The sequence below is a fragment of the Streptomyces sp. NPDC058579 genome, from assembly GCF_042718575.1.
Lineage (GTDB): Bacteria > Actinomycetota > Actinomycetes > Streptomycetales > Streptomycetaceae > Streptomyces.
Map to the genome: position 1 here is coordinate 127,903 of NZ_JBHXPI010000003.1, position 14,060 is coordinate 141,962.

The window sequence follows — 14,060 nt, forward strand, 5'->3', positions numbered from 1 at the left end:
TGGTTTCTGGGTGCCCCTGTTCCAGGCGCGGAAACCTGCTGGCGGAGGCTTGCGAAGGCATGTGACGGTACGGCCATGGGCAATTCCATGGCGTATCCCGTTCTCCGGACCACCGACTCCGCAACGGCGTACATGCAGGCCAAGAGCCTGTGCGCGCTACTGGCGGAGCGCGATGACGAGGTCGGGCTCTTCGCCGTCGTGTTCCACGGCGAGGACGCCCAGTGGGACGGGTGGACCGATCACCACACCGTCTTCGTCCACGTGGGCAAGTTCGGCGACCTGCCCCGGGCCCAGGAACTCGCCGCACACATCGGCAGCAAGGTCCTGGGCGAGCCCCACATCGGATGGTGACAGGAGGGCGGCCGCACCCCACTCAGCGGTGATGGTCGGGCCGGCCTCGTGTCGCGGCAGCGATGACCGCGGAAAGGGCGGCGGTCGCGGCGAGGCTTCCCACCGTGACCGTCCCCACGCCGATCACGAAGAGGCCGCTGCCGTCGTCCGACCAGTCGTAGAAGGCGGCCACGGTCAGACCGGCGGTGGTGCCGAGCACAGCGCCCACGACGTGGCGCCGGGATGCGGCCCAGTACACCGGTACCAGCAGAGTCAGGACGAGCCCGATCACCTGCCACGCCTCGTAGGGCCCGGTCGTGGATCCGTCGGGGTGCACGTCACGAAGTTGGTCCCAGCCCAGCCAGGCGGCCCATGCCGCCAGCGCCACCAGAGCCAGCACGGGGATCACCAGCTGGGGAGCGAGTCCCAGTCGTCTTTGTCGCATGGCCCAAGGCTTCCTGCTCACCGCTGGGGCGACCAGCGCGCAGGTACTCAGCCACACCCGAGTACCTATGCCAAGCAACACAGGGGCCGAGGCCCTTGGCTACCGATAGTGACAGGTCCGCTACGCGGGTTGTCCCGGGAACCGGCAGATCAGGGGAGCCGCGCAGTACTGGTTTCCATCACGGGGTGGCGGTCAGGCAAGATGGGGTGTATCTGCCCACTCACTCTTTGCCGGACGGTTTCTCTTGGCTGAGTACATCTACACGATGCGCAAGACGCGCAAGGCGCACGGCGACAAGGTCATCCTCGATGACGTGACGCTGAGCTTCCTGCCCGGTGCGAAGATCGGTGTGGTCGGCCCGAACGGTGCCGGTAAGTCCACCGTCCTCAAGATCATGGCCGGCCTTGAGCAGCCGTCCAACGGTGACGCGTTCCTGTCGCCCGGGTACAGCGTCGGCATGCTCCTCCAGGAGCCTCCGCTCGACGAGTCCAAGACCGTCCTGCAGAACGTCCAGGACGGCGCCGCCGAGATCATGGGGAAGCTTCACCGCTTCAACGAGGTCGCCGAGCTCATGGCGACCGACTACTCGGACGCCCTCCTCGAGGAGATGGGCAAGCTCCAGGAGGACCTGGACCACGCCAACGCCTGGGACCTCGACGCGCAGCTGGAGCAGGCCATGGACGCGCTGGGCTGCCCGCCCGGCGACTGGGCCGTCACCAACCTCTCCGGTGGTGAGAAGCGCCGCGTCGCGCTCTGCAAGCTCCTGCTCGAGGCGCCCGACCTGCTGCTCCTCGACGAGCCCACCAACCACCTGGACGCCGAGTCCGTGCAGTGGCTGGAGCAGCACCTCGCCAAGTACCCCGGCACCGTCGTCGCCGTCACCCACGACCGGTACTTCCTCGACAACGTGGCCGAGTGGATCCTGGAGCTCGACCGCGGTCGCGCCCACCCCTACGAGGGCAACTACTCCACCTACCTGGAGAACAAGGCGACCCGCCTCAAGGTCGAGGGCCAGAAGGACGCCAAGCGGGCCAAGCGCCTGAAGGAAGAGCTCGAGTGGGTGCGGTCGAACGCCAAGGGGCGTCAGGCCAAGTCCAAGGCCCGTCTTGCTCGCTACGAGGAGATGGCCGCCGAGGCCGACAAGATGCGGAAGCTGGACTTCGAGGAGATCCAGATCCCGCCGGGCCCGCGTCTGGGCTCGATCGTCGTCGAGGTCAACAACCTCTCCAAGGCCTTCGGCGAGAAGGTCCTCATCGACGACCTGTCCTTCACCCTGCCCCGTAACGGCATCGTCGGCATCATCGGCCCCAACGGCGCCGGCAAGACCACGCTCTTCAAGATGATCCAGGGCCTCGAGACCCCGGACTCCGGCGAGATCAAGGTCGGCGAGACCGTCAAGATCTCGTACGTCGACCAGAGCCGCGCCAACATCGACCCGAAGAAGACCCTCTGGGCCGTCGTCTCCGACGAGCTGGACTACATCAACGTCGGTCAGGTCGAGATGCCGTCGCGGGCGTACGTGTCCGCCTTCGGCTTCAAGGGTCCGGACCAGCAGAAGCCGGCCGGTGTGCTCTCCGGCGGTGAGCGCAACCGCCTCAACCTGGCGCTCACCCTCAAGCAGGGCGGCAACCTGCTGCTCCTCGACGAGCCGACCAACGACCTGGATGTGGAGACGCTTTCTTCGCTGGAGAACGCGCTCCTGGAGTTTCCCGGTGCGGCCGTGGTCGTCTCCCACGACCGCTGGTTCCTCGACCGGGTCGCCACGCACATCCTCGCGTACGAGGGTGAGTCGAAGTGGTACTGGTTCGAGGGCAACTTCGAGTCCTACGAGAAGAACAAGATCGAGCGCCTGGGTGCCGACGCGGCCCGTCCGCACCGCGCCACGTACAAGAAGCTGACCCGAGGCTGAGCGTGCGCCACATCTACAGCTGTCCCCTGCGCTGGTCGGACATGGACGCCTTCGGGCACGTCAACAACGTCGTCTTCCTGCGGTACTTGGAAGAGGCGCGGATCGACTTCATGTTCCGGCTCGCGCCGGGCGACGGTTCGCCGTCGTTCTCCGGCGGGTCCGTCGTGGCCCGGCACGAGATCGACTACGTGCGCCCGTTGGTGCACCGGCACGCGCCGGTCACCATCGAGTCCTGGGTCACGAAGATAGGCGCGGCGTCGCTGACGATCGCGTACGAGATCAAGGACCCGGACGTGACGTACGTACGGGCCTCGACGGTCGTCGTCCCCTTCGACCTGGAGGCCCAGCGGCCGCGTCGCATCTCCGCCGAGGAGCGTTCGTTCCTGGAGGAGTACATGGACGACGGGATGCAGGGCGGGGCCGCCGCCGCATGATCGCACCGCTGCACTTCGCCGACGCCAGGGAGGCGGCGGACCTCGCCGCCTTCCTGGCCCGGCTGGTCCACTACGACCGCGCCGCCGCCGTCCGCCTCCAGGCCGGTGGCGGCGCGCTCGCCGTCTTCGGGCGGCCGCCGTCGTTCGAGGTGCTCGCGATCCGTACGGCACGGCTCGTCGACGCCGTGGATCTGGATGTGACCGTGTCCGCCGGTGAACTCCTCGAAGGCATCGAGGAGTCGGCCGGCAAGGCCGTCGTCCCCGACGCCGTCACCGGGCCTCCCTGGGCCGGTGTCCTGCCGCCCCGGGGTGGCTGGGAGCCGGTCGCCGGACTGCCCGGCGCGGCCGGTCTGCGGGGCGCGGTCGCCGTGGCCGTCGCCGAATTCCGGGCGCGGGACGAGGAGTTGCCCGCGGAACGGCGCACTCGGGCGGAGCGGGACCGGATCGGGCGCGAGATCTGGTCGCGTACGGTCGAGGCGACCGGGCTTCCGCTGCGGGCCGTCCACGCCGCACAGTCCCTCGGCTTCCTGCCGGGCGAGGGCGTGCCGGTCGCGCTGCTCGCCTCGGGCCCGTGGCTCCGGCTCCGTACGCCCTACGGGTCGATAGCCGTACGGACCCTCCCGTCCTCCCTGCCCTTCGCCTGAGCCGTCGACGAGGACGGTCCGGCTACCGGCGGTACCGGACTCAGCCCTTCGCGTCTTCGCCTGAGCCGCAGCCGACGCTGGCGCGCTCAGCCCTTCGTCTCGTCCGGCCACACCCCGATGTGGTCCTGCTCCAGCTCAAGCAGCACGCGGTGCTCCATGCCCAGGGACTCCGTGTACTCCGCCGGGAGTTGCAGCCTCCCCGCGCGGTCGAGCATCGCGTACTCGCGGGACACCAGCGACTCCTGGCCCTCCGCGTCGACCTCCGTGCGGCGCAGCACCTCGGAGGACGTGCGGCCGTCGCGGATGGCGACCGTGCGGCGTACCTCCGAGGCGACCGTCTGGTCGTGGGTGACGATCACGATCGTCGTGCCCAGCTCCTCGTTGGCGCGCCGGAAGGCCGCGAAGACCTGTTCGCCCGTCGCCGAGTCCAGCTCGCCCGTCGGCTCGTCGGCGAGCAGGACCGAGGGGGAGTTGGCGAGCGCCACGGCGATCGCCACCCGCTGCTGCTGTCCGCCGGACATCTGGTGCGGCCTGCGGTCCCGGCAGTCCGCCACCTCCAGCATCGCGAGCAGCTCCTCGGCCCGCTCCGCCTTCCGCCTCGACCGCACCCGCCCGCCCCGCAACTGCATCGGCAGCGCCACGTTCTGAGCGGCCGTCAGGTACGGGAGGAGGTTGCGCGCCGTCTGCTGCCAGACGAAGCCCACCACGTCCCGCCGGTACCGCAGCCGCGCCTTCGCGTCCATCGCGAGCAGGTCGCAGCCCGCGACCTTCGCCGCGCCGGCCGTCGGCACGTCGAGGCCGGCGAGGATGTTCATGAGCGTCGACTTGCCGCTGCCCGACGCACCGACCAGGGCCATCAACTCGCCCTCTTGCACCAGCAGATCGAGGCCCTGGAGCGCCTGCACCTCCACCCCGTCCGTGGTGAAGATCCGTACAAGCCGATCGCAGGCGATCAGGGCGTCGTGCCCGTACGAGGGGCGGTCGCGGTGCGCCGTCGCCCGCTGCTCCAACTCGGCCAGCGTGGTGTCGGTCGTCGTCATCGTGCGTCTCCTGCCCTGAGTTCCTTGATCGATCCGGTACGGGCCGACCACCACGCCTGAAGGCCCGCCGCGAGCGCGGCCAGCAGCACCACGCCCGCCGCCGGCAGCACCAGCGACCACACGTCCGCCCGCAGCGGCGCGCTGTCGAGCGTGGCGAGGCCCGGCGGCGCCGCCAGCGAGAGCCGGACCAGGTCCACGCCCGGAGCGAGCAGCAGGATCGTCGCCCAGCCGACGAGCGTGCCGCCGGCCGCCGCGAGCAGCGCCTGCGGCAGCGCCTCCAGACCGAGCAGGCGCCTGCCCTGCCGCCGGGTGAGGCCCATGGTCCGCAACCGGGCGAGCAGCGTGGCCCGTTCCGGCGCGGACTGCATCAGCGACAGCAGGAGGGCGAGGACGGCATAGCCCGCGCCCGCTCCGATCGCCGTCAGATAGATCCGCTCGGCGCCCGCCTGCATCGGCGAGTCGACGTACGTGGCGCGCCGCTCGGCCCGCAGCACCACCGAGAAGTCCGGGGACTTCGCCGCGACCGCCTTCCGCAGCGCCGCTCCGTCCAGCGCCGGGCCGGAGGCCAGCAGGACGGTGTCCTCGCCACGGGGCAGGTCGGCGCCGTTGACCAGCAGGAAGTCCTGCTCGGGCAGGGCCGGCGTGCCCGTCCGTACCGCCACGATCCGTACGGCGAACTCGCCTGCCGCCGCCTCCAGATCCCGCGGCTCGGTCCCGAGCCGCTCCGCGACCGCCGGTGAGGCGATCGCCGGCAGAACCCGCTTCTCGGCGCGGTCCGCACCCGTCGGCTTCAGCAGCCCCGCCGCGAACGGGCCGAAGCCCGTCCGGCCCGCGAGCCGGGTGTACGACTCCGGGTCCACGCCCACAAGCGCCGTCGTCCGCAGCTCCGGCAACCGGCCGGTTCCCGTCGGCAGTTCGACGCCGTACTCGACCTGGGCCGTGGTCACGTCCGTCACCCCCGCAGTCCCGCGCACCGCCGCCGTGAGGCCGTCCGTGAGCGGGACGGCATCGGCGTTGCCCGTCACCCGCGCGTCCGCGCCCGTCTCCAGGAGCGCCGCCCGGTCCCGCGCGTCGGCGACCCCGGCGAGCACCGAACCGCCGAACGCGGCCGTCGTCAGCGCCACGAGCAGCGCGAGCAGCGGCAGCGCGCCCGTCGCCGAGGAACGTCCGGCCCGGGCGAGCGACAGGAAGCCGACCGCGCCACGCAGCCGGCGCGCCGGGCGGGCCGCCCACCGCAGCGGCAGCGGATACAGCCGTACGAGGACGAGCGCGGCGATCAGCGCGACGAGCACCGGAGCCGAACTCACCAGATAGTCCCCGGAGTCCCCGGTGCCGCGCCGCCGCAGCGCGGCGACCGCGCCGACGGCCAGGACGAGGACGGTGAGTTCGGCGACCGTACGGCCCCGGGAGGGGCGGGCGTCGACCAGGTCCTCGCGCCCGCCGTGGGCGAGCGGCTTGCGGTGCAGGAACAGCGCCCGCAGGGGCAGCGCAAGGGTCGCGAGCAGCGCGACCGCCCCGGCGGCGGCGAGCGCGGGCAGGAACCGGGCCGCGGGGAAGGCGAGCGTCGCGAGCAGCAGCCCGAGCGCGGCGGCGGGCAGGGCCAGGACGGCCGTCTCGCCGAGCAGCCGGACGCCGATCCCGGCCAGGGACCCGCCGCGCGAGCGCAGCAGCGCCAGTTCGGCGGCGCGCCGGGCGGCGAACAGGCCGCCGGTCATGGCGAGGACGACCGCTGCGACCGCGCCGATGCCGAAGGCGGCGACGGCGACGACCGGCGCGATGGCCGACCGCATCCCGCCGTACGCCTCCAGGATCTCGTCGAGGCCGGTCGCGGTCGCGCCGGTCGGGCCCACCGTCTCCCGGACCCGCACCAGGTCGGGGCCGCCGGCGAGCGAGGCGAGCGCGCCGGTCAGCCGCTCCTCGTCCTGCGCGGTGAGCCGGCCGACGTCGGGGGCGAAGCGCCAGTACACCTCGGGCTCGCCGTTGCCCGCCATGATCGTGGTGGCACCGGCGGGCGGCAGCAGCAGTGCGGCCTGCCAGTAGAAGTACGTGCCGTTGGCCGTGGTCTTCGAGGCGTACGTCGGGGTGCGCAGGAGCGCGTCGGCGGACCAGTAGGCGCCCTGCGGGCGCAGCGGTTCGACGATCCCGACGACGGTCAGGGCGAGCGGCTCCTTGGCGAACAGATCCGGTACGTGGACGACCGAACCGACCTTCAGGCGCAGCGACTTCGCCGTCTCCCGGGTGACGGCGACCTCGCTCGACCGGCCGGGCTCCACCCGGGTGGGCAGCCGGCCCTCCCGTACGGTCGTGTGGCCGGCGAGCTCCGTCAGCGTGCTGAGCGTGAACTCGGGGGGCAGGCCGGACGGTTTCGGGAGCCAGGGGTCGAGCCCGGTGACCCGCTTGGTGGTCCGCACCCCGTGCGCGGATTCCGCCCGGTCGACGCGGAGCGGCGCGGGCACCAGCTTCTGGAGCTCGGTGCTCCGCTCCGCCAGCAGCTCCGGGGAGACCTCCCTCGCGCGGGCCTCCGGGGGGAGGTCGAGCGGCGGTTGGGTGCTGGTGATGTCGAGGACCGTGGTGCGGGGCGGCGCGCTCACGATGTCGTGGCGCAGGCCCTCGCTCTCGTACCCGTCGACGGTCCGGGGGAGGGCGGCGGCGAGGAACGCGGTGACCAGGACGAGCAGTGCGAAGGCCACCGCCGTCCCCGGCGCGGTCCGCAGCCGGGTCCGCACCCAGGGCGCGACGGCGCGGCTGCGTTTCGAGCCTGTGCGGCTACGGCGTTCAGCGGCCGACCGGGAGGCCGATCGGCCGTCCTTGCGGGGCATGGTGTCGGTCGCCTTCCTTGCAGAGGCCGTGCGGGTCGTGTCGTCGGCGGCGGCTGCCTTACGGGTCGTGTCGGCGTCGGCGGCGGCTGCCTTGCCGGTGGTGCCGTCGACGGCTGCCTTGCCGGTCGTCTCGTCGGCGGCTGCCTTTTCGGTCCCGTCGTCGCGCTTCACTGGTCCCCCTGGTGGCGCAGGGTCACGGCCGGGTCCGTGCGGCGCAGCGCGATCGCGGCGACGATCAGGAGCGGCAGCGCGGCGACCCCGGCGAGCAGCAGGGCCACGTGACCGGGCGGGAGTTGGACCAGGACGCGCGGGACGGGCTGGGCCGCCTGACCGGTCAGCACGATCAGGGGCACGACGGCCCGCGTCAGTACGGTGCCGAGCGCCACGCCCACCAGGAGGCCGATGCCCACGAGCAGGCCCTGCTCGGCCGCGATCAGCCGGGCGAGCTGGCGGCGCGGGGCGCCGAGCGCCCGCAACACCCCGAACTCCGCCGACCGTTCACGCGTCGAACCGGCCGCGCTCACCGCGAAGCCGACCGCCGCGAGCGCCGCCGCGGCCGCCGCGACGGCCATCAGCGCCGCGTTGGGGCCCGCGCCGAGTGGGTCGCCGAGCAGCTCGGCCGCCGCCTCGTCCCGTACGAGCACCTGGGCGGGGTCCGCGTCGGGCCGGGCGCGCAGGGCGTCGGCGACCTCGTCGGCGCGGCCGGGCGCGGTGGTCAGCCACCACTCGGTGGGCGCGAGGCTCGCGGTGGGGTCGGTGGAGAGGAACGCGTTGGCCGCCCGCAGATCCACCAGGAGCGCGCCCCCGTCGTCGGGCGTGGCGGCCGGGGAGCCCGCGGTGACGGCCGTCGCGCCGGGGCCCGTGGTCGGCAGCTCGCGGGCCGTGCCCACGATCGTCACGTTCAGCCGCAGACCGCCGAGGGACACCTCGACCTGGTCGCCCTTCTTCGCGCCGGCGGCGGTGAGGAAGGCGTCCGTGGCCACCCCGCTCAGCGTCTTGGGCGGCGCGGGGCGCGGGGCGGCGATCCGCAGTCCGTACTCCTGCTCGCCCCACAGCGGGTCCGGTGTCGTCGCGCCGGCGGACCAGCCGGCGGTGAACCCGACCGTGTACGGGGTCGCACCGGCGGTACGCCCGGTCAGCGCGACCGGCCTCTCGGGTTCGCCGTCCTCGACCGCCTGGTAGTGGGTGGGCCAGGAGGCGAGCGAGCGCACGGCCTCGACCGGCCGCTCGGTGCCGTTCTCGTGGCGGGAGAGGAGCCCCTCGATCGCGAAGGTCTGCGGCCCGCCGCTCCCTTCGAGGACCACCCCGTCGAGTTCGACGCCGGTCAGCCTCATCGGCCCGAGGGGCACGGCCTCCGCCCCCGGAGCCCCCTGAGCTCCCTGAGTCCCCCGAGCGTCCTGCGCCGCCAGGTCGAGCGTGAGCCGGTGGCGCTGCCCGTCGGAGGGCAGCGGGCCGGCGAGCTTGCGGTACGGGATCCCGTACTGGTCCTCCACGACGACCGTCACCTGGACCGGCTCGGTGCCGCGCGGCGCCGTGCGCCGCAGGTCGAGGACCAGGCCCCGGGTGCCTTCCGGGAGCGCGATCCCGGGGTCCGGACCGTCGGCCCGCCCCGCCAGCGAGGACAGCAGTCGGCCGGTCGGGACGTCCGAGAGGTCCTCGCGGAGCCGGAAGTCGTCGGCGGCGTGCTCGATGTCGAGGGCGAGGACCGTCCCGGTGCGGTTGCCCGCGAGGCTCGTCGTGGAGCGGTGCGCGGGGGCGACCGAGTCGACGCCGGGCAGCGTCGTGAACTGCGCGGCCTGCGCCGGTTCGACCGCGCCGTTGGTCAGGACCCGGACGGCCGTTCCCGTACGGAAGTCGGCCCGGTCCTCCTGCGAACGCTCCCAGGAGGCGCTCTGCCCGATGGCCAGCATGCCCATCGCGACGGCGAGCACGAGCAGCAGGACGGGGCCCGCGCCGCGCAGCGGTCGGCGGCTGAGCTGCCAGCCCGCGAGCGCGGCCGGCAGCCCCCGGCCGCTCGCGGCGCGCCGCTCGGCGAGCCGGGCCGTGGGGGGCAGCAGCCGCAGGGTCAGGACGGTGCCGGCGAGCAGCGCGAGCGCCGGGGCGGCGACGAGCAGCGGGTCGATGCCGAGCGCGCCCGCGCGGTCACCGGTGAGCGCCCCGGAACCCCCGTCCACGGAGTCCACGCCCTCGGCGGCGCCGCCGGTCTGCCGGTCGAGCTGCCAGTACGCGACGGCCGCGACGACCAGCAGGCCGACATCGGCCCCGGCCCGCACCGGCGCCGGCAGGGACGCGGCTCGCTTCTTGCGCAGGCTGACGCCCGCGCCGTCCCCGGTGCTCAGCGCGGGCGCCACGACGGCGGCCGCGCAGCACACGGCGGCGAGGGCCGCGACCAGCCACACCTGGCCGAGCGGGATGTCGTCCAGCCGGACCCCGAGCGCGCCGAGCGCGGAGCGGTCCGCGAGCAGCCGGGTCAGCGGCCCCGCGAGCAGCGGGGCGATCACGGCGGCGGGCAGCGCGAGCAGCAGCGCCTCCACGGCGGCGAGCCCGGCGATCCGGCGCCGCGAACCGCCCCGGGCCCGCAGCAGCGCCGTCTCCCCGGACCGCTCGGTGCTCAGCAGCCGGGCGACGAGCAGCAGGGCGTACGCGGCGAGCAGCACCAGCTGCACCGCGACGATCATGAGCGTGGACCGGGAGACGAGCAGGGCCCGCTCGGTCTGCGCCAGGACGGTGGGCAGCGAGGTGCGCGCGGTGACGGTCGTGCCGAACGGGGCGATGTCGGTGGCGAGCGCCTTCGGCTCGGCCGAGGCGGCGGCGCTCAGCGCGCCGATGCGCTCGGTGGTGACGCCGGTGTAGTCGGCGGACGCCAGCCAGGACGTCTCGCCCGAGCTGACCCGCCCGGCGGCGAGCACGGCGGGGTCGGCGAGCAGCGGGCCGTACGTCGTGAAGACGACGGTCTTCACCCCGCGGCCGCCCGCCTTGTCCAGCTGCCAGTAGAGGTCGCTCTGGTCGACGGGCCGGTAGAGCCCGGTGACCCGGGCCCGCACGGGCTTCCCGCCGAGCCGGTCGGTGAGGTCGAGGACGGTTCCGGGCCCGATCCGCAGCCGCTTCGCCGCCTCTTCGGGGACGGCGACGTCGATCACGGCGCCCGGGGTGTCGACCGGCCAGGCGCCCTTGACGAGAGCGAGCCGCGACCGGTCGAGGGCCGCGACATGGGTGAGGTCCGGTTCGCCCTGGCGCGCGGCCGGGCTCTGGAGGGTGCGGGGGAGCGCGTACGGGCCCGAGAGCTCCAGCTTCCGTACGCTCACCGGCAGCCCGTCGAAGGTCCGGCCCGCCGACGCGCGCACGGCGGCCTCGGCGCTCTCCCGCTTGTCCACCGGCACCTGCCCGGTGACGACGAGCGCGGCGCCGGGCGCGGCCCGGCCCTGGAGGGTGCCCTGCAGGGCGGCGTTGCCGATGGAGCCCGAGAAGGCGGCGAGGGCGGCGAGGACGGACGTGGTCAGGAGGACCGCGAGAAGCGCGGCGGCGAGCAGCAACCGGTGAGCCCGGACGCGCAGCAGTACAAAACCGGTCACGCATCCCCCTGAACCCCGCCGAACGTTCGTCCGATGCTTTCAGAGGGCACGTGCCGCTGGAAACCGCTTGCACGGGGACCTTGACTGGATCGTGACCGTTATCCGGGGTTCAGGCTCCGGAATCCGTCACTCCGCGCCGTCAAGCAGGGCGCCTGGTCACTCCGCGCCGTCACTCCGCGGTGTTCACCATGGAGGCCGCCGCGTACGTCAGGTACTTCCACAGCTGGCTCTCGTGCTCGGGGGCGAGACCGAGCTCGTCCACCGCCGCGCGCATGTGCTTCAGCCAGGCGTCGTGCGCGGCCCGGTCGACCTGGAACGGCGCGTGCCGCATCCGCAGCCGGGGGTGGCCGCGGTTGTCGCTGTACGTGCGGGGACCGCCCCAGTACTGGATCAGGAAGAGCACGAGACGCTCCTCCGCAGGTCCGAGGTCTTCCTCCGGGTACATCGGGCGCAGCAGCGGGTCCTCCGCGACCCCCTGGTAGAAGCGGCGGACGAGCCGCCGGAACGTCTCCTCGCCACCCACCTGCTCGTAGAAGGTCTGCTCCTGAAGTGTGCCGCGCGGAATCTCCATCACCGTTCCATCGTCTCAGATGCCCGGACCGAGGACCGGGGGTCTAGGACCACCGCCCGGAGCGCTCGCCCAACCACCACCCACGCAGGACAGTGGAGACATGGGCGCTCAAGGGGACGAGTACGCCGACGCGGGTGCTCGGGCGCGACGGGTGCTCGTGCGGGAGATCGAGGCGTACGGCGTGCTTCACGATCCCGCCTGGTACGCGGCCTTCTCCGAAGTGCCCCGGCACCTGTTCGTCCCCTACTACTACGTCTCCGGGGCCGCCGGCTACGAACGTCTCTGGTCCGGCGACCCCGACCCCGCCCGCCGCGCCCGCTGGCTGCGCGGGGCTTACCGGGACGTGCCGCTGGCCACCCGGGTACGGGACGGGGAGCTGGTCACCTCGTCCAGCCAGCCCTCCCTGATGGCCCAGATGCTGGAGGCGCTGGACGTACGCGACGGGGACGACGTCCTCGAGATCGGCGCCGGCACCGGCTACAACGCCGCCCTGCTCAGCCACCGGCTCGGCGCCGAGCACGTCACGACCGTCGACATCGAGGAGGAGATCACCGAGTCCGCCCGCGCCCATCTCGCCGCCGCCGGTCACCGGCCCGCCGTGCTCACAGGCGACGGCGCCCGGGGCTGCCCGGCGCGCGCCCCCTTCGACCGGATCGTCGCGACCTGCACCGTGCCGTCGGTCCCGTACGCCTGGCTCGCGCAGTGCCGCCCCGACGCGCTCGTCCTGACCCCGCTCTCCACGGGGCTGCTCCTGCTCCGGGTCGGCGACGAGGCCCACGCCGAGGGGCGCTTCCTCGCCACGTCCGCGTACTTCGTCGCCCTGCGCGGCGGCAACGCCCGCTTCCCGCGCGGGCGGCCGATGGGGCTGCCCCGGCACGTCTTCGAGGACGATCGCTTCCAGTTCCTGCGCACGCTGACGGAGGAGACCCTCGACGTGCGCGAAGCGCTCTCCCTCTGGCAGCGCGAACGGCGGCCGGAGCGGGAGCGCTTCGGGGTGACGGTGAGCGGGGGCCGGCAGTGGGCCTGGCTGGACGACCCGGAGGGGCCGTACGCCTGGCCCCTCCCGAGCGGCTGAACGCGCCGCGCGCTCCGCTATCCGCGCCGGATCGTGATCGTCGTCCAGGCGCCGACATGCACCCGGTCGCCGTCCTGGAGCTGGACCGGCACGTAGGGCTGAATCGGTTCCTCGGCGCCGTTGATCGTCGTGCCGTTGGTGGAGTTCTGGTCCACCACGGCCCACGAACCGTCCGGCTGCTGCACGAGCACGGCGTGCTGGTGCGAGACGCCCGGGTCCTCCGGCGGCACCGACAGGTCGATGTCAGGGGACTCGCCCGTGGAGTGGCGACGGCGGCCGATGCCGATCTGGTTGCCCTGGAGCGGCAGGTGCTGCGCGGGGGAGTACGCGGGCAGGTTCAGGCCCGAGGCCTCCGGACCGCTGCGCTGCATCATCGCCAGGAAGTAGTCGCGGTCAGGGCCGATGTACGCCGACCAGCCCCCGGCGGGCCGCGGCGGCTGGTACTGCGGCTGCGGGGCCTGAGGAGCCTGGGGGGCCTGCTGCGCCTGCGGGGGCGCCTGCTGGTGCGAGGGCGGGGGCAGTACCCAGTCGTCGCCGCCGGGCGGCGGCCCCTGGTGCTGCGGAGGTGCCTGGTGCTGCGGTGGTCCCTGCTGGAACCCCTGCGGCGGCGCGGGCGGCGCGGGGGCCTGCGGCGGCGCCTGGAAGAAGGAGGGCGGAGGCGGCGGCGGTCCCTGCTGGAACCCCTGCGGCGGCTGCATCTGCGGCGGCGGCGTGGGGTCGGCGGAGAGCGGCTCGGCCGGCCGGTTCACCTGCGAGGGCCGCGAGCCCTGGTACTCGTACGGATCCGGCTGCGGCTGCGGCGGTTGGGGCTGCACGGGCCGGGGCGGGGTCTGGAAGCCCGGCGGCAGGTTGAGCCCCGGCGGCGGGCTCTGCTGCGGCGTGGGCGGCGCCACCGGCGTGTACGAGGTCGCGGTGTTGGTCAGGAAGTTCCAGCGGCACTCCTCGCAGAACGGGGCCATGGCCTCGCGCGGGGTGCGGCACTGCGGGCAGAGTTCGGCCTGGGCGGTCGCGTTCGGGTCGTAGCCCCCGGGACCGGGACCCTGGCCGGGAGCGCCGGGGCCGCCGGGCCCCGGGTAGCCGTACGCGGGCGGCGGCGGGGGAGGCGGCGGTACGGCACCCGCCGGCGCACCCGCCCCGGTCATGCGGTGTCCGCAGACCTCGCACCAGTCGTCGGAGACCGACTGGTGTCCGTTCGGGCAGGTCGGCATGTCGGTGCTTCCC

11 protein-coding genes are annotated in these 14,060 nt (G+C 73.7%); 5 read left to right on the forward strand and 6 right to left on the reverse strand.

Annotated features, from left to right (window positions below; all coding sequences use genetic code 11):
* Positions 1 to 75: 75 nt before the first annotated feature.
* Entirely contained in the window at positions 76 to 351 is a 276-nt protein-coding gene (locus ACFWRO_RS05890) for a hypothetical protein (RefSeq protein WP_384504809.1), read from the forward strand.
* Positions 352 to 373: 22 nt separating this feature from the next.
* On the opposite strand, the gene ACFWRO_RS05895 is transcribed toward ACFWRO_RS05890, so the two are convergent.
* Positions 374 to 775 carry a hypothetical protein gene (locus tag ACFWRO_RS05895; protein ID WP_384504812.1) on the reverse strand — a complete coding sequence of 134 codons (402 nt, stop codon included), beginning with the start codon at positions 773 to 775 and terminating at the stop codon, positions 374 to 376.
* Positions 776 to 1,019: 244 nt separating this feature from the next.
* Here ACFWRO_RS05895 and ettA point away from each other — a divergent pair, with 244 nt between their 5' ends.
* The 3 genes from ettA to ACFWRO_RS05910 are packed head-to-tail and all read left to right on the forward strand — an operon-like array spanning position 1,020 to position 3,762.
* Positions 1,020 to 2,684, forward strand: a complete 1,665-nt coding sequence (gene ettA, locus ACFWRO_RS05900) for an energy-dependent translational throttle protein EttA (protein WP_384504814.1) — start codon at positions 1,020 to 1,022, stop codon at positions 2,682 to 2,684.
* Between the two features lie 2 nt (positions 2,685 to 2,686).
* Positions 2,687 to 3,118, forward strand: a complete 432-nt coding sequence (locus ACFWRO_RS05905) for an acyl-CoA thioesterase (RefSeq protein WP_384504817.1) — start codon at positions 2,687 to 2,689, stop codon at positions 3,116 to 3,118.
* A complete protein-coding gene (locus ACFWRO_RS05910) occupies positions 3,115 to 3,762 on the forward strand; it encodes a hypothetical protein (protein ID WP_384504820.1) in 648 nt (215 codons plus the stop codon). The genes ACFWRO_RS05905 and ACFWRO_RS05910 overlap by 4 nt, the downstream gene beginning before the upstream one ends.
* Positions 3,763 to 3,848: 86 nt before the next feature.
* On the opposite strand, the gene ACFWRO_RS05915 is transcribed toward ACFWRO_RS05910, so the two are convergent.
* From ACFWRO_RS05915 to ACFWRO_RS05930, 4 genes are all read right to left on the reverse strand, one after another.
* On the reverse strand, positions 3,849 to 4,802 hold the full coding sequence (locus ACFWRO_RS05915) for an ABC transporter ATP-binding protein (RefSeq protein ID WP_384504823.1): 954 nt from the start codon (positions 4,800 to 4,802) through the stop codon (positions 3,849 to 3,851).
* The gene (locus ACFWRO_RS05920) at positions 4,799 to 7,621 is read right to left on the reverse strand and encodes an FtsX-like permease family protein (RefSeq protein ID WP_384505434.1); all 2,823 of its coding nucleotides are present in this window, start codon (positions 7,619 to 7,621) and stop codon (positions 4,799 to 4,801) included. The genes ACFWRO_RS05915 and ACFWRO_RS05920 overlap by 4 nt, the downstream gene beginning before the upstream one ends.
* Positions 7,622 to 7,788: 167 nt before the next feature.
* Entirely contained in the window at positions 7,789 to 11,193 is a 3,405-nt protein-coding gene (locus tag ACFWRO_RS05925; protein ID WP_384504826.1) for an ABC transporter permease, read from the reverse strand.
* A 169-nt stretch (positions 11,194 to 11,362) separates the two neighbouring features.
* Positions 11,363 to 11,767, reverse strand: coding sequence for a globin (locus ACFWRO_RS05930; protein ID WP_384504829.1), 405 nt, complete (start codon positions 11,765 to 11,767; stop codon positions 11,363 to 11,365).
* Between the two features lie 97 nt (positions 11,768 to 11,864).
* On the opposite strand from ACFWRO_RS05930, the gene ACFWRO_RS05935 reads away from it, so the two are divergent.
* The gene (locus tag ACFWRO_RS05935; RefSeq protein ID WP_384504831.1) at positions 11,865 to 12,839 is read left to right on the forward strand and encodes a methyltransferase domain-containing protein; all 975 of its coding nucleotides are present in this window, start codon (positions 11,865 to 11,867) and stop codon (positions 12,837 to 12,839) included.
* A 17-nt stretch (positions 12,840 to 12,856) separates the two neighbouring features.
* Here the strand turns inward: ACFWRO_RS05935 and ACFWRO_RS05940 are convergent, their stop codons facing one another.
* The gene (locus tag ACFWRO_RS05940; RefSeq protein WP_384504834.1) at positions 12,857 to 14,047 is read right to left on the reverse strand and encodes an FHA domain-containing protein; all 1,191 of its coding nucleotides are present in this window, start codon (positions 14,045 to 14,047) and stop codon (positions 12,857 to 12,859) included.
* Positions 14,048 to 14,060: the final 13 nt, after the last annotated feature.